Annotated in this window: 17 protein-coding genes; 6 read left to right on the top strand and 11 right to left on the bottom strand. The window is 70.5% G+C overall.

What is annotated here, in order from left to right:
- Nucleotides 1-13: 13 nt before the first annotated feature.
- The 6 genes from RAC69_RS10395 to RAC69_RS10370 all read right to left on the bottom strand — a co-directional run bounded on the left by RAC69_RS10395 (nt 14) and on the right by RAC69_RS10370 (nt 5,479).
- A complete protein-coding gene (locus tag RAC69_RS10395) occupies nt 14-1,171 on the bottom strand; it encodes a mannitol-1-phosphate 5-dehydrogenase (RefSeq protein ID WP_375086860.1) in 1,158 nt (385 codons plus the stop codon).
- Nucleotides 1,172-1,185: 14 nt separating this feature from the next.
- Complete coding sequence (locus RAC69_RS10390) at nt 1,186-1,617, bottom strand: PTS sugar transporter subunit IIA (protein ID WP_375086749.1); 432 nt, start codon at nt 1,615-1,617, stop codon at nt 1,186-1,188.
- 73 nt (nt 1,618-1,690) lie between these two features.
- Nucleotides 1,691-3,214 carry a PTS mannitol transporter subunit IICB gene (locus RAC69_RS10385; RefSeq protein ID WP_375086748.1) on the bottom strand — a complete coding sequence of 508 codons (1,524 nt, stop codon included), beginning with the start codon at nt 3,212-3,214 and terminating at the stop codon, nt 1,691-1,693.
- Complete coding sequence (ptsP, locus tag RAC69_RS10380) at nt 3,211-4,893, bottom strand: phosphoenolpyruvate--protein phosphotransferase (protein WP_375086747.1); 1,683 nt, start codon at nt 4,891-4,893, stop codon at nt 3,211-3,213. The genes RAC69_RS10385 and ptsP overlap by 4 nt, the downstream gene beginning before the upstream one ends.
- Nucleotides 4,890-5,168, bottom strand: coding sequence for an HPr family phosphocarrier protein (locus RAC69_RS10375; protein ID WP_096713712.1), 279 nt, complete (start codon nt 5,166-5,168; stop codon nt 4,890-4,892). The genes ptsP and RAC69_RS10375 overlap by 4 nt, the downstream gene beginning before the upstream one ends.
- Nucleotides 5,165-5,479, bottom strand: a complete 315-nt coding sequence (locus tag RAC69_RS10370; RefSeq protein ID WP_375086746.1) for a PTS sugar transporter subunit IIB — start codon at nt 5,477-5,479, stop codon at nt 5,165-5,167. The genes RAC69_RS10375 and RAC69_RS10370 overlap by 4 nt, the downstream gene beginning before the upstream one ends.
- A 165-nt stretch (nt 5,480-5,644) precedes the next feature.
- On the opposite strand from RAC69_RS10370, the gene RAC69_RS10365 reads away from it, so the two are divergent.
- Complete coding sequence (locus RAC69_RS10365; protein ID WP_375086745.1) at nt 5,645-7,567, top strand: BglG family transcription antiterminator; 1,923 nt, start codon at nt 5,645-5,647, stop codon at nt 7,565-7,567.
- A gap of 26 nt (nt 7,568-7,593) precedes the next feature.
- Here the strand turns inward: RAC69_RS10365 and RAC69_RS10360 are convergent, their stop codons facing one another.
- From RAC69_RS10360 to RAC69_RS10350, 3 genes are read right to left on the bottom strand one after another with little or no spacing between them, the layout of a single operon-like run.
- Nucleotides 7,594-7,857, bottom strand: a complete 264-nt coding sequence (locus tag RAC69_RS10360) for an HPr family phosphocarrier protein (RefSeq protein WP_251587425.1) — start codon at nt 7,855-7,857, stop codon at nt 7,594-7,596.
- Nucleotides 7,858-7,863: 6 nt separating this feature from the next.
- Nucleotides 7,864-9,534: a phospho-sugar mutase gene (locus RAC69_RS10355; RefSeq protein WP_375086744.1), complete on the bottom strand. Its 1,671-nt coding sequence runs from the start codon at nt 9,532-9,534 to the stop codon at nt 7,864-7,866.
- On the bottom strand, nt 9,531-10,364 hold the full coding sequence (locus RAC69_RS10350; protein ID WP_341933932.1) for a purine-nucleoside phosphorylase: 834 nt from the start codon (nt 10,362-10,364) through the stop codon (nt 9,531-9,533). Before RAC69_RS10350 ends, RAC69_RS10355 begins: the two co-directional genes overlap by 4 nt.
- Before the next feature lie 48 nt (nt 10,365-10,412).
- Between RAC69_RS10350 and RAC69_RS10345 the strand changes: the two genes are divergently transcribed.
- Nucleotides 10,413-11,867: an NAD(P)H-quinone dehydrogenase gene (locus RAC69_RS10345; protein ID WP_341933933.1), complete on the top strand. Its 1,455-nt coding sequence runs from the start codon at nt 10,413-10,415 to the stop codon at nt 11,865-11,867.
- Between the two features lie 66 nt (nt 11,868-11,933).
- Here the strand turns inward: RAC69_RS10345 and RAC69_RS10340 are convergent, their stop codons facing one another.
- Nucleotides 11,934-13,700: an acetyl/propionyl/methylcrotonyl-CoA carboxylase subunit alpha gene (locus RAC69_RS10340; RefSeq protein WP_375086743.1), complete on the bottom strand. Its 1,767-nt coding sequence runs from the start codon at nt 13,698-13,700 to the stop codon at nt 11,934-11,936.
- A gap of 78 nt (nt 13,701-13,778) precedes the next feature.
- A complete protein-coding gene (locus RAC69_RS10335) occupies nt 13,779-14,417 on the bottom strand; it encodes a Maf family protein (protein WP_375086859.1) in 639 nt (212 codons plus the stop codon).
- Between the two features lie 23 nt (nt 14,418-14,440).
- Between RAC69_RS10335 and RAC69_RS10330 the strand changes: the two genes are divergently transcribed.
- Genes RAC69_RS10330 through RAC69_RS10315 form a run of 4 tightly spaced genes read left to right on the top strand, consistent with a single transcriptional unit; the run spans nt 14,441 to nt 18,589 of the window.
- Nucleotides 14,441-15,670 carry a class I SAM-dependent RNA methyltransferase gene (locus RAC69_RS10330; RefSeq protein ID WP_375086742.1) on the top strand — a complete coding sequence of 410 codons (1,230 nt, stop codon included), beginning with the start codon at nt 14,441-14,443 and terminating at the stop codon, nt 15,668-15,670.
- A gap of 42 nt (nt 15,671-15,712) precedes the next feature.
- Entirely contained in the window at nt 15,713-16,375 is a 663-nt protein-coding gene (locus RAC69_RS10325) for a response regulator transcription factor (protein ID WP_341933936.1), read from the top strand.
- Nucleotides 16,365-17,597 (top strand): sensor histidine kinase, encoded by a 1,233-nt coding sequence (locus tag RAC69_RS10320; RefSeq protein WP_375086741.1) that lies wholly within the window; start codon nt 16,365-16,367, stop codon nt 17,595-17,597. The genes RAC69_RS10325 and RAC69_RS10320 overlap by 11 nt, the downstream gene beginning before the upstream one ends.
- A complete protein-coding gene (locus RAC69_RS10315) occupies nt 17,594-18,589 on the top strand; it encodes a hypothetical protein (RefSeq protein WP_375086740.1) in 996 nt (331 codons plus the stop codon). The genes RAC69_RS10320 and RAC69_RS10315 overlap by 4 nt, the downstream gene beginning before the upstream one ends.
- The last annotated feature ends 245 nt before the right edge of the window (nt 18,590-18,834 follow it).

Genomic DNA, 18,834 nt, shown 5'->3' with positions numbered 1-18,834 from the left:
GAAGAGCTGCGGATCAGGAGGCGCGCAGCGCCGTCTGCCGCGAGGCGACCGCGTCGCGCACGGCGGGGAACAGCGGGTGCTCGGGGTCGAGTCCGGTCGTGCGGGTGGTGAACGCCTCGGCATCCTCCGTGCGCAGCAACGCCTGCAGTTCGACGGCCTGTTGGTCCTCCGGCTCCTCGAACTCGAGAGCGGCCGTGACCGCCCCGACGAGGGCGATCGTCGGCAGGCCCCGCTCGGCGGCCATCGCCGCCGGGCCGATGAACCGCTCGTGACGCGAGATCTTGCGCAGCGGCTGTCGGCCGACGCGCTGCACGGTGTCGACGAGCGACGGGTTGCGGAAGCGCTCCAGGATCTTCGCCCGATAGTCCGCCAGCTCTGCGGGGTCGAGGCCGTGCTCGGCCACCAGGACAGCCGAGGTCTCCTCGAGAGCGGCCGACACGCGCGCGGCGATATCGGGATCGTCGAGCGCGTCCGAGATCCGCTCGATGCCGGCGCGGGCTCCGAAGTACGCCGTGGCCGCGTGGCCGGTGTTCACGGTGAAGAGCTTGCGCTCGATGTAGGGCGCCAGATCGTCGACGAAGTGCGCTCCGGGGATGCTCGGCAGGCTCCCGCCGAAAGCGCCCGCCTCGATGGCCCACTCGTAGTACGGCTCGACCGTGACGTCGACGCCACCGTCTGCGGGTTGGCCCGGGACGATGCGGTCCACCGCAGTGTTGGCGAACACCGCGCGGGAGAGCAGCTCGGCGGCATCCGCTCCCGCCGCCTTCTCGACCTCCGCCCGCAGGGTGTCCGTCGCCCCGATGGCGTTCTCGCAGGCCATGACCTGCAGGGGCGCGGCGTCGGGGGAGCGGCGGGCGAGCCCTGCCACGATCGCCGGCGCGACGAAGCGCAGCACCGTGGGCCCGACCGCGGTGGTGACGACGTCGGCCGTCGCGACCTCGTCGGCCACGCCCTCGGGGTCGTTCTTGCTGTTGACGGCGCGGAAGCCGGTCACCACGTGGTCGGTGCCCCCGGGGCCCGCCTCGTGCACCGTGTACGAGTCGACGGCGTTGATCGCGTCGACCAGCGCATCGGCGACGTCGGAGAAGACGACCTCGTACCCGCCCTCATTGAGCAGCAGGCCGACGAATCCACGGCCGATGTTCCCTGCGCCGAAGTGGACGGCCTTCATCGAACGGTCGCCCATCACTCGTTGACGGCCGAGAGCAGCGCGAACAGCTCGTCGGGGGTCTGCGCGGCGTTCAGCTTCGCGACGTCGTCCTCGTCGGAGAAGAGGATCGCGATCTGCGAGAGGATCTCCAGGTGCTCGTCACCCTTGCCGGCGATGCCGATGACGAACGTCGCCTGTTCCCCGGCCCAGTCGACGCCGCCGTCGTAACGGACGACCGACAGCGCGGAGCCGAGGATCGCATCCTTGGCGTCGTTGGTGCCGTGGGGGATGGCGAGCCCGTTGCCCATGTACGTCGACACCGTCTCCTCGCGCTGCCGCATGGCGTCTGCGTACGCGGGCGTGACGGCTCCCGCGGTGACGAGGATGTCGGTCGCCTCCTGCAGCGCGGCCTCCCGAGTGCTGGAGCCGGAGTGGATGCGGACCTGGCCGAGGGTGAGAACGCTCATGGTGATTCCTTTCCGAGGATTCTGCGGAGATGGGGGCGGGGCGGATGCCGTGGCACCCGCCCCGCCCGGTCTGTCATTCGCCGGATTCGCGCTGCTCGCGCACCATCTCGACGACTTCTTCATACTGCGGCGCGTTCATGAAGTTGTCCACGGACACGTGCACGGAGTTCGGCGACTGCGCCTTCGCACGGTCGGTGAGCTGCTGCTGCGTGATCACGAGGTCGGCCGTGCCGTCGAGGTTGGCGATCGCCTGGTTGGTGACCGTGACGCCCTCGATGCCCGCCTTCTTGAGCTTGTTGCGCAGCACGCTCGCACCCATCGCCGACGAACCCATGCCCGCGTCGCACGCGAACACCACGTTCTGGATCGGGGTCGTCGCGACGGCGGTGGTCGCCGCGGCCTTCGACGCGAGACCGCTCAGCGCGTCCGAGGACTTGCCCTTGTTGGCCTCGGTCTGCGCGACGGCGGCCGCGAACGCGTCCTCCTTGGCGAGATCCTTCTTGCGGCTCGCCCGCAGGATGATCATCGAGATGATGAAGGTCACCGCAGCCGACAGGACGACCGAGAGGATCACCCCCAGGTAGTCGGTGCGGAACGTCTGCCCCAGAACCGCGATGATGCTTCCCGGTGCGGCCGGTGCGATGAGGCCCGTCCCCAGGAGCATGTTCGTCGTGACTCCGGTCATGCCACCCGCGATGAGCGCCACGATCAGCACGGGCTTCATCAGCGCGAACGGGAAGTACACCTCGTGGATGCCTCCGACGAACTGGATGACGGCTGCACCGGGTGCGGACGCCCGGGCGGCGCCGATGCCGAAGATCGTGAACGCGAGGAGCAGACCGAGACCCGGACCCGGGTTCGCCTCGAGGAGGAACAGGATCGACTTGCCGCTCTCCGCCGCCTGCTGGGTGCCGAGCGGGGTCAGCACACCGTGGTTGATGGCGTTGTTGAGGAAGAAGACCTTGGCCGGCTCGATCAGGATGCTGGTCAAGGGCAGGAGGTTCGTCTCCACCAGCCAGTTGACCGCCGTGGAGAGCACGTTCATCAAGCCGTTGACCAGCCACGCGATCGGGTAGAACCCGACGACGACCATCACGAAGCCCCAGATCCCGGCCGAGAACATGTTCACGAGCATCTCGAAGCCGGCCTTGATCTTGCCCTCCCAGAGGGAGTCGAGCCACTTCATCGTGTACGCCGCGAGCGGCGCCATGATCATCGCGCCGATGAACATGTGGATCTGACCGAGCTGGTTGTCGGCGGGGAGATCGGCGTTCACCTGGGCGATGAGGTAGTCGGAACCGGCGATCGCACCCATGACGGCGATCGCGGCGACCACGCCGCCTCGGGTCTTGTAGACGATGGTTCCACCGGTGTACGCGATGATGATCGGCAGCAGGTAGTGGATGACGGGGCTGACCAGCGTGGCGAGCTGCTCGTTCGGTGTCCACCCCACCGGGATGAAGAACGCCGTGATGATGCCCCACGCGATCAGCGCGGGGATGTTGGGCATGATCATTCCGGACAGGAACGTGCCGAAGCGCTGCACGCCTGTGCGGAGGCCGCCTGATCTGGTGGCGGCCGGTGACGTCGTCGTCATGATGTCGTCTCTTTCTGGTGAGGGAGGGTAGCTGTGGCTTCGACCACCGCGGTGCGGGCTCCGGCGGCGTCGTCGGCCGCCAGTGCCTTTTCGGCGAGGCTCCGCGCCTCGTCGAGGGTTCGTTGGGACAGGGTGTGGCGCACGTCCGCCAGGGCGGACGGGGCCATCGACAGGCTCGTCGCGCCGAGGCCGACGAGCACGACGGCGAGCAGCGGGTCTGCCGCCGCCTCGCCGCAGATGCCGACGGGCTTGCCGAGGCGAGCGCCCGCGTCACCGACCTCCCTGACCAGGCGCAGCACAGCGGGGTGCCACGGGTCCTGGAAACCGGCGACCGAACCGAGGAGGCGGTCGGCGGCCATCGTGTACTGCGTGAGGTCGTTGGTGCCGATGGAGGCGAAGTCGGCGTGTGCGAGCACGCGGTCGGCGAGGAGAGCGCTGGACGGCACCTCGACCATGACGCCGGCCGTCTTGAGCCCGTACTCGCGCGCGAGACCGGTGAAGTAGGCGGTCTCCTCGACGGTGGCGACCATGGGGGCCATGACCCACAGCTCGGCCTCGGTCTCGGCATCCGCCTCCGCGAGCGCAGTGAGCTGCTCGCGGAGGATGTCCTCGCTGGCGCGGAGCGCACGGAGCCCGCGCAGTCCGAGAGCCGGGTTCTCCTCGTGCGCGTCGTTCAGGAACGCGAGGGGCTTGTCGGCGCCGGCGTCGAGCATGCGCACGACGACCTTCTTGCCGGGGAACGCGGCCAGCAGCTCGCGATACGCCTCGCGTTGCTGCGCGACCGTCGGCGCCTGCGACGACGACAGGAACAGGAATTCGGTGCGGAACAGCCCGACGCCCTCGGCCCCGCGTTCGACGGCATCGGCTGCGTCTGCAGGCTTCCCCAGGTTCGCCAGCAGCGGGATCAGCGTGCCGTCGGCGAGGGCGCCGGGAGTCAGGGGTGCGGCGTCCGCCGAGCGGCGGGCCGCGGCGCGCTGTTCGGCGCGCTCCTTCTCGTCGTCTGACGGGTCGACCGTGACGATGCCGGCCGCTGCGTCGACGATGACCGGCTGGCCGGTCGCGAGATCGGATGCGGCGGCCGCGCCGACGATCGCGACGATGCCCTTCTCGCGGGCGAGGATCGCGGTGTGCGAGGTGGGACCGCCGTCGAACGTGACGAGGGCGAGCACCTGATCGAGGTTCAGCAGCGCCGTGTCGGCCGGCGCGAGGTCGCGGGCGACGAGCACGAACGGGTGACCGGGATCGGGGACACCGGGCGCGTCGACGCCGCGCAGACGGGCCAGCACGCGCTGGGCGATGTCGTCGAGGTCGGCGGCGCGCTCGCCGAGATACCCGCCGACGGCCTCGAGGGTCGCGCGGAAGCCCGCGAACGCGTCGTGCACGGCCCATTCGGCCGTCGCACCGTCGTCGATGCGGGCGTCGACCTCGTCCTGCAGCGTCGGATCCTCGGCGATCATCGCCTGAGCCTCGAGCACCTCCTGCGCCGATCCGCCGGCGGTCTCCCCGCGGGCGTTCAGCTCCGCCGCGACGGCGGCGATCGCCTCGCGGACGCGGGTGCGCTCGGCATCGGCGCCCTGCGTGCTCGGCGTGCTGTCGGGCGCGGGCAGCGCCTCGGTCATCCGGACGACCGGCCCCAGGGCCACACCGAGACCGATACCGACTCCGCGGAGCTCGGTCATACGGTCGCCTCGTCGTGGTCGGTCGTGAGCAGCTCCGTGAGCGTGTCGAGCACGCTCTCGGCGTTGTCGCCGTCGGCGGTGAGCGTGACGTAGTCGCCGTGTTCGATCGCGAGGGCGATGACGCCGAGGATGCTGGCGGCGTTGACGGCCTTACCCGAGTCCTTCGCGATGGTGACGGCGATGCCCGACTCCTTCGCCGCCTGCGCGAAGAGCTTTGCGGGGCGGGCGTGAAGGCCGTGCGACGAGCCGATCCGGACGGTACGGGAAACGGTCATGGTGTTCCTTTCGGGGTGTTCCTGACGTCGATGATCGAGCGGGCGAACGCGAGCGTGCGCGTGCCGTCCCTGTCCGCGAAGACGTCTGCGGGCAGCACGGCGACGGGCGCCATGACGGCGTCGCGGATGCTGTCGAGACGGTCGGCGAAGTGAGGACCGAGGAGGACGAGGTCGTGGTCGCCGCCGTACACGGACTGCTCGGTGCCGGCCTTCGCCTGCCACTCCAGCCCGGCGTCGGCCGCTGCACGCCGCAATCGTTGCGCGACGAACGTGCTCGACGCGCCGGCGCCGCACACCACGAGGATCCTCATCGATGCCACCTTCCTGAGAACATTCTGGGAACAGATGCTTCTGAGGTGCCAACACGTTCCTTTCCGCCCCCGCGGAACGCCCGTTCCGACGCATGCCGCTCCGGTAGCTGACATCATGGGAATCACGTCACGGACAGTGCAGTCAGCACGGGAGCGGGGAGGATCATGTCGCGGCAGCGCCAGGACCAGCTCCTCTCCACCCTGCTGCGTCAGGCGTCGTGGGCGACGGCGGCGAGTCTCGCCGACCAGCTGGGCGTGACGCCGCGGAGCGTCCGGTCGTACGTCTCGGCCGTGAACGCGCGCACGCCGGGAGCCGACGCGATCGAATCAGGGCCGGCGGGGTACCGTGCGGGTCCGGCGGCGCGCGACGCACTGCGCGCACGACAGGCGGGGGAGTCGGCACCGCGCGACCGTCTGCACGCGCTCATCCGCGCGCTGCTCGACGATCCTTCCGGGATCGACGTCTTCGCCATGGCGGAACGGCTGCACGTCAGCGAGGCGACGCTCGAGTCAGATCTGGCTCGCGTGCGCGGTCTGCTCGACGACACCGACCTCGCGCTCGACCGCGACCGCGAGGTGGTCCGGCTGCGGGGCAACGAAGCGGCACAGCGCCGTCTGCTGAGCAGGCTCGCACACGACGAGATGGATGCCGCGTCGTTCCACCCCGAGACCTTCCGCCGCGCGCTCGCCGGCAGCGCCGTATCGGCACAGGCCGTCGCTCCTTTCAAGTCGGAGCTCGTCCGCGAGCTGGGAGCACTCGGCTACTTCGTGAACGAGCTCGCCATCTCCGACGTCCTGCTGCACATCGCGATCGCCGCCGATCGGGTGGCATCCGGGCACGCCCTCGAATCGGCATCCACGACTGCGCGTCCCGAGATCCCCGAGGTCGGCGCGATCATCGCCCGCCTCGCTCAGGACCACTTCGCCGTCGCGCTGGGAGAGGGCGACAGTGGGCACCTGGCGTCGCTCGTCCTCACCCGCATCGTCGCGCCGGGTCAGGACGCGACGAGGGAGGTCGCGCGCAGCGGCGTCGACCCGGCGGTGGAGTCCGCCGTCCGCGACGAGATCGTCCGCGCCGCCGACGACTTCCAGGTCGATCTGCTCGACGAGACGTTCGTGCTGCGGCTGGCCCTGCACGTCCAGAACCTGCTGCGGCGGGCGGAGGAGAGCGCGCTCACCCGCAATCCGCTCACGCGGTCGCTGAAGACCTCCTACCCGATGATCTTCGAGGTCGCCGTCTCGATCGCGAGCGGCCTCCACGACCGGCTCGGCACACCGATCCACGACGACGAGATCGCCTACATCGCCATGCACGTGGGCGGCAGGCTCGAACGCAGCCGCAAGGCCGAGTCGATCCTCACGGCCACGATCGTCTGCCCCGGCTACTACGAGCTGCACGAGCTGCTGCGGTCCAGCGTCGACCGTTCGCTCGGCTCGGCGATCGAGGTCACGAGCGTCGTGACCAACGTCGATCCAGACTGGGCGTCGTTCGACACCGACCTCGTGCTCAGCACGATCGAGCCCGGCGCGACCGGCGATCGCTTCGTGCGCATCCAGCCCTTCCTCACGGATGCCGATGTCGACCGCATCCAGCAGGCGGCCGCCCGTGTGCGGCGGGCGCGCCGTCTCGCGCGACTGCGGACCGAGCTCGCGCGCTACTTCGTCGCCGAGGCGTTCGTGCATCCGCTCCCCGACGAGGGCGAGGAGGCGATCATCCGACGCCTCGGCGGACTGCTCGCGAACGCAGGACTCATCGGCGCGGACTACATCGAGAACACCATCGCCAGGGAGCGCATGTCCTCGACCGCGTTCACGGATGCTCTCGCCGTGCCCCACGCTCTGCAGATGACGGCGGCGCGCACCGCCATCGCGATCGGCGTCGCCGACGGATCGGCGGCATGGGGGGAGGGGCGCGTGCAGGTCGTCGCGCTCGCCGCGTTCAGCGAGAGCGACCGCGCCGCGTTCCAGACCGTGTTCGAGCAGCTCGTCGAGGTGTTCAGCGAGCGCGAGAGCGTGCAGCGCATCGTGCGCCGGGGCACGACCTACGAGGCCTTCCTCGACGAGCTCGTGGCCGTGATCGACGGCTGATCGCTCGGCCTCTACGACGGGTCCGGTCAGCGACGGGGGTCGAGCACCTCGACGAGTGTGTCGAGCACGGCATCCGCGCGCGTCGACTCGGCCGTCTCGAGCACGACGGCGTCGCCCTCGGCGAGGCCCAGGTCCATGATCGCGAGCACGCTGCTGAGGTCGACCACCGAGCCCGTCGTCGTCGTGAGCGTCACCGGGTGGGGGTGCGCCTGCACGAGTCGGACGAGTTCGGCGACGGGCCGGGCGTGCACGCCGTTGTGCGCGCTGATGACCACGTGTCTCTTCGGCATGGCGTCCTAGGAGCGCTCCGCCAGGAGTGCCCGCACCGCGTTCTCGAGTTCGTGCACCCGCTCGGCCGCCTGCGCGGCGGATTCGCCCGCCGCGTCGATGTAGACCTTGAGCTTGGGCTCGGTGCCGCTGGGGCGCACGATGATGCGTGACCCGTCGGCCAGCCGATAGCGCAGGACGTCGCCGGAGGGCTGCCCCTCCGCCGCGCGCAGCAGGTCGTCCGCCGACGCGACCGCCTGCGACCCGAAGCCGGTGGGCGCCGATGCGCGCAGCGAGGACATGACCTTCCCGATCACCGACAGGTCGTCCACGCGCACGGACACCTGACCGCTGGAGTAGTGGCCGTAGGTGTCGCCGAGCTCGCTGAGCAGGCCCGCGAGGTCGGTGCCGCGGTCCCGCGCCTCGGCGGCGAGGCCGAGGATCGCGACGACGGCCGAGATCCCGTCCTTGTCCCGCACGGTGCCGGGGTTGACGAGGTAGCCGAGGGCCTCCTCGAAGCCGAACACGATGCCCGGAGCGCGGGAGATCCACTTGAAGCCCGTGAGGGTCTCGTGGAAGTCGAGTCCGTGGTGCGCGGCGATCGCTCCGAGCCCGGGCGACGAGACGAGCGAGCAGGCCAGGGAGGCGCCCGGTGTCCCTGCGGCAGCGCGTGCCGCGCGGGCGCCGAGCAGCAGACCCACCTCGTTGCCGGACAGCCTGCGCCAGCCGTTCTCGGCGTTCGCATCGGGGATCGCCACCGCGAGGCGGTCGGCGTCGGGGTCGTTCGCCAGGATGAAGTCGGCCTGCACCCGTCGCGCCTTCGCGAACGACAGGTCCATCGCGCCCGGCTCCTCCGGGTTGGGGAACGATACGGTGCGGAAGGTCGCGTCCGGCTCGAGCTGTTCGCCGACGACCATCGGCTGCGGGTATCCGGCGGCGCGCACGATGCGAGAGACCGTCTCCCATCCCACGCCGTGCATGGCGGTGTAGACCCAGCGGAGCTCGGATGCCGACGCCGGGGCCGGTGCGACGGACGCCGTCGCGGTCACGTACGCCTCGACGACCTCTTCGCCGGCCGTCTCGTACGCCGTCGAGCGCGGGAGCGCCGCGACATCGCCGGCGTCGGCGATGCGCTGGATGTGCGCCGCAATCTCGGCATCCGCGGGGGACACGATCTGCGAACCCTGGTCCGCTCCACCGAGGTACACCTTGTAGCCGTTGTCGTTCGGCGGATTGTGCGACGCGGTCACCATGACACCGGCGTCCGCACCGAGGTGCCGCACCGCGAACGCGAGCACGGGGGTCGGGAGCAGGCGGGGGAGGATGATCGCCCGGAGTCCCGCCCCCGCGAACAGCTCGGCGGAGTCGGTCGCGAACACACGCGAGTTGCGGCGTCCGTCGTACCCGATGACGACCGTCGGCGTGCCGCCCTCCGCGCGCTCGCGGAGGTAGGACGCGAACCCGGCGGCCGCCTGCGCGACGAGCACCCGGTTCATCCGGTTGCTGCCGGCGCCGAGCGCGCCGCGGAGTCCGGCCGTGCCGAACGCCAGGCGCGAGCCGAACCGATCGTCGAGGTCGGCGGCCGCCGCTGCGTCACCGGAGGCCGCACGAGTGATCACTCCGGCAAGCTCGTCGCGGGTCTCGTGATCGGGGTCCTGCCGCAGCCAGGCGCGCGCCTGCTCGAGGCGCTGCTCGCTCACAGTGCCTCGACCACTCGGGCCAGCAGTGCGGAGATGACGGGCTCGGCCTCACGGCCCGCCTCGATCACCTCCGCGTGACTGAGCGGGGTCTTCTGGATGCCGGCGGCGAGGTTCGTGATCAGCGAGAAGCCGAGGATCTCCATCCCCGCCTCGCGCGCGGCGATCGCCTCGAGGGCGGTCGACATGCCGACGATGTGCCCGCCGATGTGCTTCGCCATCTGCACCTCGGCCGGCGTCTCGTAGTGCGGTCCGCGGAACTGCGTGTACACGCCCTCGTCGAGGGACGGGTCGACGCTCCGCGCGACGTCGCGCAGGCGAGACGAATACAGATCGGTGAGGTCGATGAAGGTCGCGCCCTCGAGCGGCGAGTCGGCCGTGAGGTTGATGTGGTCGCTGATGAGCACCGGCTGGCCCGGCTTCCATGTCTCGCGCACGCCGCCCGCGCCGTTCGTGAGGACCATGATCCCCGCCCCCGTGGCCGCGGCGGTGCGGACGGAGTGGACGACACGACGGACACCGTGCCCCTCGTAGTAGTGCGTGCGAGCGCCGATCACGAGGACGTTCTTGCCGTCGGGCGTGCGGATGCTGCGGAGCGTGCCGACGTGTCCCTCGAGCGCCGGCTTCGAGAAGCCGGTGACCTCGGTCGCCGGGATCGTGGCGACGGTCTCGCCGATGATGTCGGCCGCCTTGCCCCACCCGCTGCCGAGCGTCAGGGCGATGTCGTGCTTCTCGACGCCGGTGAGCCGGGCGATGTCCGCGGCTGCTGCGGCTGCGACCTCGAAGGGGTTCGCATTCGGGTCGTCGAGGGGGTTGCTGTGGTTTTCAGGCATGGATCCACTCTAGGAAGGTGGACGGCCGGGTGCCAGGATTGCGGGAGAATGGGAGGCATGTCTTCCACCCCCTTCGAACGCACTCAGCGCGTCGCCGTGCTCGGCGGCGGCCCCGGCGGATACGAGGCGGCCCTCGCGGCAGCCCAGCTCGGAGCCGAGGTGACGCTCGTCGAGCGGGTGGGCGTCGGGGGAGCGGCCGTGCTCACCGACGTCGTCCCGTCGAAGAGCCTCATCGCCACCGCCGACGCGGCCGTCGCGATCTCGGAGGCCTCCGACCTCGGAGTGCAGTTCTATGCCAAGGGCGAGCACGGCAAGCCGCTCAAGCCCGAGATCGCCATCAACCTCGCCGCCGTCAACAAGCGGCTCATCGCGCTCGCCGGCCAGCAGTCCGAGGACATGCGCTCGACCCTGCTCGAGGCGGGCGTGCGCATCCTCTCCGGGCACGGGCGCCTCGAGGGTCCGAACGCGATCGTCGTCTCGACCGGGCAGGACGGCACCGACTTCGACCGCATCGAGGCCGACACGATCGTCGTCGCGGTCGGAGCGTCGCCGCGTGAGCTCGATTCCGCGAAGCCCGACGGCAAGCGCATCCTCACCTGGACGCAGCTGTACGACATGAAGGCGCTCCCCGAGCACCTCATCGTCGTCGGGTCGGGCGTCACGGGTGCCGAGTTCGCGTCCGCGTACATGAACCTCGGATCGAAGGTGACTCTCGTCTCCAGCCGCGAGCAGGTGCTGCCCGGCGAGGACCAGGACGCGGCGAAGGTGCTCGAGAAGGTCTTCAAGCGCGGGGGCATGGAGTTGCTGTCGAAAGCCCGTGCCGAGAAGGTCGAGGTGATCGACGACGGCGTCCGTGTGACGCTCGCCGACGGCCGCACGGTCGAGGGTAGCCACTGCTTGATGGCGGTCGGCTCGATCCCGAACACGAAGGGCATCGGGCTCGAGGACGCGGGCGTCGAGCTCACCGAGCAGGGCAACATCCGGGTCAACCGCGTCGCTCGCACCTCGGTGCCCAACGTGTACGCGGTCGGCGACTGCACGAACTTCTTTCCGCTCGCCTCCGTCGCGTCGATGCAGGGGCGCACGGCGGTGTTCCACGCCCTGGGCGACATCGTGATCCCGTTGGAGCTCATCAAGATCACCTCCAACATCTTCACCGCGCCCGAGATCGCGACCGTCGGGTACTCGCAGAAGGACGTCGAGGAAGGGGTGGCCGACGGCCTCGTCTACAAGCTTCCTCTCGCCGCGAATCCCCGAGCGAAGATGATGGGCATCAAGGACGGCTTCGTGAAGCTCATCGCCCGCAAGGGGTCGGGCACGGTCATCGGCGGCGTCATCGTGGCGCCGAAGGCCTCGGAGCTCATCTACCCGATCGCCGTCGCGGTCGAGCGCCGACTCACCGTCGACCAGGTCTCGCGCGTCTTCGCGGCATACCCGTCGCTGTCGAGCAGCATCACCGACGCCAGCCGCGCGATGCACCTCGTCAACGCGAAGATCAACTAGCGCGAGCGTCGTCGCACGCAGAAGAGCCCCCGCCGCGGCGGGGGCTCTTCTCGTCGGCGGATGCCGTCAGCTGATCGTGAGCAGCTGATGTCCCGCGGAGACGGTGGCACCGGCATCCGCGTTGATGTTGCCGATCACGCCGTCCTTGTGCGCCTGCAGCGGCTGCTCCATCTTCATCGCCTCGAGGACCACGACGAGGTCGCCCTTGACGACCTGCTGCCCCTCTTCGACGGCGACCTTGACGACGGTCGCCTGCATCGGCGACTTCACGGCATCGCCCGAGGCGCCGGCGCTGACGGACGTGGCATGGCTGCGACGAGACGGCGGCACGGCGGCCGGGCGTCCGACGGTGCCTGCGGCGACCGCGACGCGATCGGGGAGGCTGACCTCGAGGCGCTTGCCTCCGACCTCGACGACGACCGTGTGACGGCCCGACTCGGCGGCGGGGGACTCCAGCTCTCCGTCCCATGCGGGGATGTCGTTGTGGAACTCGGTCTCGATCCAGCGCGTGAAGACGCCGAACTCGCCGTTCTCCGCCGTGAACGCCGGGTCGTTGACGACCTTGCGGTGGAAGGGGAGCACGGTGGGGAGGCCCGCGACCTCGAACTCCTCCAGGGCACGACGCGAGCGCTCGAGGGCCTCGGCGCGGTCCTTGCCGGTCACGATGATCTTCGCGAGCAGCGAGTCGAAGGCGCCGGAGACGGAATCGCCGGCGGTGACGCCGGAGTCCAGGCGGATGCCGGGGCCGCCGAACGTCTTGAAGACGTGGATGGGTCCGGGCTGGGGAAGGAAGCCGCGACCAGGGTCCTCGCCGTTGATGCGGAACTCGAAGGAGTGCCCGGTCGGTGCGGGGTCGTCGTAGTCGATGGTGCCGCCGGCTGCGATGCGGAACTGCTCGCGGACCAGGTCGATCCCCGTGACCTCCTCCGACACCGGGTGCTCGACCTGCAGGCGGGTGTTCACCTCGAGGAACGAGACCGTGCCGTCTGCGCCGATGAGGAACTCGCAGGTGCCGGCGCCGACGTAGCCGACCTCTTTGAGGATCGCCTTCGACGCGGCGTAGAGCTGAGCGTTCTGCTCCTCGGTGAGGTACGGGGCCGGGGCTTCCTCGACGAGCTTCTGATGACGGCGCTGCAGCGAGCAGTCGCGCGTCGAGATGACGACGACGTTGCCCGCGGCATCCGCGAGGCACTGGGTCTCGACGTGCCGGGGCTTGTCGAGGTACTTCTCCACGAAGCATTCGCCGCGGCCGAAGGCGGCGACGGCCTCGCGGGTCGCCGATTCGAACAGCTCGGCGACCTCGTCGAGTTCTCGGGCGACCTTGAGGCCGCGTCCGCCGCCGCCGTACGCGGCCTTGATGGCGATGGGCAGGCCGTACTCCTGTGCGAAGGCGACGACCTCGTCGGCGCCGGAGACGGGGCCGGGCGTTCCGGGGGCGAGCGGTGCGCCGACCTTCTCGGCGACGTGTCGCGCGGTGACCTTGTCGCCGAGCGCTTCGATGGCCTCGGGGGACGGTCCGATCCAGGTCATGCCCGCACCGATGACGGCCCGCGCGAAGTCGGCGTTCTCCGCGAGGAAGCCGTAGCCCGGGTGCACGGCGTCGGCGCCGGCGCGTCGGGCGACCGAGAGGATCTTCTCGATCTGCAGGTAGGTCTCCGCGCTCGTGGCACCGCCCAGGGCGTAGGCTTCGTCGGCGAGACGGGTGTGCAGCGCATCGCGGTCCTGGTCGGCGTAGACGGCGACCGATGCGATTCCGGAATCCCGGGCGGCACGGATGATGCGTACGGCGATCTCGCCGCGGTTGGCGATGAGCACCTTGGCGATATCAGGCATGGTTGCCAGCCTAGCGAGAAGAGGGCCGATCGCTTTGACGACTCCCCACAAGAAAGACGGAGAAACGTGGAGGGGACCCTACGACCAGAGGTCGGTCCAGCGGACGCCGAGTTCAGCGGCCAGACGCCGTACGGTCGACAGCGACATGCCCACCACCGTCGACGGATCGCCGTCGACACGGGTGATGAACGCGCCGCCCAGGCTGTCGACCGTGAAGGCGCCCGCCACGTGCAGGGGTTCGCCGGAGGCGACGTAGGCCTCGATCTCGGCATCGGACACGTCGTCGGCGAACGTCACGGACGCTTCGGCCGTCGCAGTCGCCTCCACCGGATCGACACCAGGCGAGACACGGAACACGGAGTGCCCGGAGTGCAGGATGCCGGTCGCGCCCCGCATCTCCCGCCACCGCCGAGTGGCCTCCTCGGGCGTGTAGGGCTTGCCGTAGACCCGGCCGCCGAGCGCGAACATCGAGTCGCCGCCGATCACGATCCCGTCGAACGACCCCTCGGATGCGAGCCGGTGCGCGACGTCCGCGGCCTTGGCCCTGGCGAGCAGCAGCACGAGCTCGGCAGGAGGGAGCTCGGATCCGCGCGTGGCCGCTGCCGACGCGGCCAGTGCCTCCTCGTCGACCCCGGGTGCTTCGGTCAGCGGCTCGATGCCCGCCTGCCGGAGCAGCATGAGACGGGCGGGGGAGGTGGAGGCCAGGCAGACGCGCATGTGCACCACCGTATCCTCGAAGGATGACTTCTTCCCCCGACCTGCTCGATCTGGACATCACGGGAATCGCGCACGGCGGCACGTTCATCGCCCGCCACGAGGGGCGCGTCGTGTTCGTCTCCGACGCGATCCCCGGGGAGCGCGTCCGGGCACGCCTCGACGCCGACTCGGCGGGCTCCTCCAAGAGCTTTTGGCGTGCGGAGACCGTGGAGGTGCTCGATGCCTCCCCGCACCGTCGACCGCATGTCTGGGCGGAGGCCGACGTGTCGCGGGCGCCCGAGCAGCGGGCCGGCGGCGCCGATCTCGGTCACATCGATCTCGCGCACCAGCGCACGGTGAAGCGTCAGGTGCTCAGCGAGGCGCTGGACAGGTTCGCCGGGGCGGGGCTCGTAGCGCCCGAGGTCGAAGCCGTCGATTCCGGCGATGGGACGGGGTGGCGCTCCCGGGTCACACTCCACGTCGACGACGACGGTGTGATCGGCCCCTACGCTGCCCGCAGTCACCGCGTCATCCCGGTCGAATCACATCCGCTCGCCCGACCCGCGGTGGCGGACGCCGCGCGGGGACTCGACGGCGCGCGTCCGGGGAGCGTCGAGCTGGTCGAGCCGGCGGACGGAGAGGTCCGCGTCATCCGCCGCGACGCCCGGACCGAGCGCCCTCGACGCGGCACGAGCCGCAGACCGGACCCGGAGATCGTGTTCGAGCAGGTCGGCGATCGGCGGTTCCAGCTCGACGCCGGCGGGTTCTGGCAGGTGCACCCGCGCGCGGCCTCGGTGCTCGACGCGGCCGTGTACGGCATCCTCGACGGACACGTCGACGAGGGCCGCACCCACTACGACCTCTACGGCGGAGTCGGACTGTTCGCCGCGACGCTCGCCGACCTCGGCGGAACCGACATCGTCACGGTCGAGGCCAACGCGAGGGCGACCGCGCATGCGGCGGCGAACCTCGCCCCGCTGGACGTGACAGCGGTCACGGCGCGCGTCGACCGCTTCCTGACAGCTCTGCCGACGGATGCCGGGGCGGGCGCCGTGGTGCTCGATCCGCCCCGTGCGGGCGCGGGACGCCAGGTCGTCGAGGCGCTGAACGCACTCGCGCCGGAGGCGATCGCCTACGTGGCCTGCGACCCTGTCGCGCTGGCGCGCGATCTCGGTACGTTCCGCGAGCACGGCTGGCAGGTGCCGCGGCTGCGCGCCTTCGATCTCTTCCCGCACTCGCACCACTTCGAGGTCGTGGCGCTGCTCACCCGCTGACCGCCGATCTCCAACGACTCGACTAATCAGTAGGCTGGGCGGATGAGCAGGGTCGCACTGATCGATGATCACGAGTCCGTCCGTCTGGGACTCGAGGCGGCATGTGCGCGTGACGGCGCAGGGACCGTGGTCTTCTCCGGCAGCACCGTCGGCGCGTACCTCGACTGGCGTGCGGCGACCTCCGCGGCCCCCGCCGATGTCGTCGTCCTCGACCTGACGCTCGGCGACGGCACGACCGTCACCGAGAACGTGTCGTCGCTGGTGGCCGACGGAGCGAGCGTCGTGATCCACAGCGTCGCCGACCGTCCCGCAGCCGTCCGAGAGGCGCTCGTCGCCGGCGCCGCGGGCGTGGTGAGCAAGTCCTCCGCGCTCGACGACGTGCTCGAGGCCATCCGCACCGTGGCTCAGGGCGAGGCGTTGAACAACGTCGAGTGGGCGAGCGCCGTCGATGGGGACCGCGACTTCGCCGACGCGCAGCTGTCGTCGCGCGAGCGTGAGGTGCTGCGCCTGTACGCGACGGGTCTGCCGCTCAAGGCCGTCGCCGAGCGGCTGGGAGTTGCGTACTCGACCGCCAAGGAGAACATCACCCGCATCCGCGTGAAATACGTCGACGTCGGTCGCCCCGCGCCCACCAAGGTCGACCTGCTCCGGCGCGCGATGGAGGACGGGATCGTCGCCGCCGACGGGACGCCGAGTGCCCACTGAGCCGCTCAGCATCCGCGAGGCCTGGGGTCAGATCCCCTCCCCGGGCAGCGTGGAGACCGAGTTCGAGCGCTTCACCGGCAAGCGCATGGAGCGCATCCTCGCGACCGTGGTCGCGATCGGGTCCTCGGTTCTGGGGGTCCAAGCCCTCTTCGCCGCCATTCCGACGACGTCCTGGAGCGACGCGCCCCGCGTGGTCACGCTGCTCGCGGTCTACATCCCGTTCGCCCTCATGCTGGTCGCGTGCCTGGTCGGACGCGGCGTGCGCACGGCATCCGGTCTCTTCGCGATCGTGTACGTGCTCGCTCTCGGCGCATGGCCGAGTCTGGTCGGCGTGTCCGCGGGCTCGGCCACCCAGCCCTGGATCTTCTTCCTCGTGAACGTCGGGGTGGTCGCCGCGATGCTCGCGTTCCCCCTGTGGCTGCAGTTCGCGTGGGCCGTCGGCCTTCCACTCGTGTACGGATACGTGCGGCTCGTCGAGGGAGGCTTCTCGCGCGACTTCTGGGTCACCACGGCGTTCGACGTCTCGTTCACCCTCATCCTCGGCATCGTGATCATCTCGCTCGGCTGGATGTTCCGCTCGGTGGCCTCGGGAGTGGACGAGGCCAGGGCGCGCGCGGTGTCGTCGTACGCGGATGCCGCAGCCGCAGCCGCCGCGGAGGAGGAGCGGGTGGCGATGTCGGCCCTCATGCACGACAGTGTGCTGGCCGCACTCATCGCTGTGGAACGCGCGGAGGGCGAGCGAGCCCGAGAGCTCGCCGTCGGCATGGCGCGCGAGGCCCTCACCCGACTGGCGAACACCGAGGCCGCGGTCGCTCAGGAGGGCAGCGACGAGCCGGTGGCGACCGATCAGATCGTCGCCGAGCTGCGTCGCGCCCTCTCCGAGCTGGGGGCGGACGCGATCGTCGAGCAGCGCGGTGCGACCGGGCTCCTGCCCGGCAGGGTCGCGCGGGCGCTCGTGCTCGCCGCGCGGCAGGCGCTGGGGAACGCCGTGACGCACGCGCACGGCCGCGGCGTGCACATCCTGGTGGAAGCGGGCGGCGACGAGCGCATAGCCGTGAAGATCTCGGACACCGGCCCCGGCTTCGACCTCGACGCGATCGGCGCCGACCGTCTCGGCATCCGGGCTTCCATCCTCGCGCGCATGGCGGGAGTCGCCGGGACCGCGGACATCGACTCGTCGGAACTGGGCACGACGGTCACCCTCGGGTGGGAGCGCTCGTGAACAGGACGGTGCGCAGCGTCGCGACCTCGCTGGCCGTCGGGTTCGCGATGTACTTCGTGGCGCGCGGCGTGTGGTGGATCGAACAGCCGACGGCGCCCCTGCTCATGGTCGCCGCGATCGGTCTGTACCTCGTCGTCGTGTGCGCCGCCATCCTGTGGGATTCCGCGACGTCGGTGCGGATGCCGCTCTGGACGGCGGTGCTGGCGCTCCTCTCGAGTGCGGCGATACCCGCGCTCGTCACGCTGTCCCTCGACCCGGTCACGCTCATCGCGCCGTTCGCCACCTGGTACATCGGAGCGCTCGGGCTGCTCGGCATCGTCTGCGTCGTGCGGCGGAGACTGGTGATCGGATGGCTGGTCATCGTCGTGCTGATCGCCGCGTCCTCAGCCGCGCTCGGGTTCTTCGTCGCCCTGTCGCTGGGTCTGGTGGGCTCGGTGATGTGGGTGGCCGTCGCGCATCTGCTCGTCATGTTCTGGGATCGCGCCGTCCGCGACACCGAGCGCCTCGCGGGCATCCAGCAGGCCGTGTCGGCGTGGCACGCCACGCAGCAGGTGCGGCAGAAAGAGCGGCGCCTGCGCACGCAGTTCGCGGTGGCCGTAGCCGGTCCACTGCTGAGCCGCGCTGTGGCGACCCACGGCGAGCTCGACCCCGAGGAGCGTGTGGAGGCCCGCCTCGCCGAGGGCCGGCTCCGGGACGAGCTCCGAGGGGCGGATCTGCTCAACGACGCGGTGCGGGATGCCATCGAGGAGGCCAGGCGCAGGGGTGCCGTCGTCACAGTATTCGACGAGGGCGGGCTCGACGACGTGACCGAAGCCAGACGGGCGGAGATCCGCGACGAGCTCGCCGAGGTGCTGCGCGCGGCGAATGCCGAGAGATGGATCATCCGGGCGGCCAGGGATCCGCGGACCGCGGTGACCGTGGTCGGCAGGGCGAGCGCGGGAAGGGCCAGCGACGACGACGCGGTCGACGTCTGGCACGAGATCCCGCGCTGACGGACGCACTGGACGACCGCGCTGATCGGCCGCGCCGTGACTCGGGAGCGCGCCTCGACGCGCGCGCCTCGACTCCGACCGGGGGAGGTGATCGGAGGCGAGGGCGGTAAGAGAATGGGCGAGGGGCGGCGAAACCGCCAGCCCCTCGCCGTGCGGAACAGTTACCCGAAAACCGTCCGCCGATGACCGGTCTGCGTCTATCTACCCTGGGACAGAGAGACCAGCCGAACGCGAAGCGTCCCCTA

Source organism: Microbacterium sp. LS_15 (genome assembly GCF_041954735.1).
GTDB lineage: Bacteria > Actinomycetota > Actinomycetes > Actinomycetales > Microbacteriaceae > Microbacterium.
Note: the sequence above shows the minus strand (reverse complement) of the source record. Positions and strands in the feature narration are given on the sequence as shown.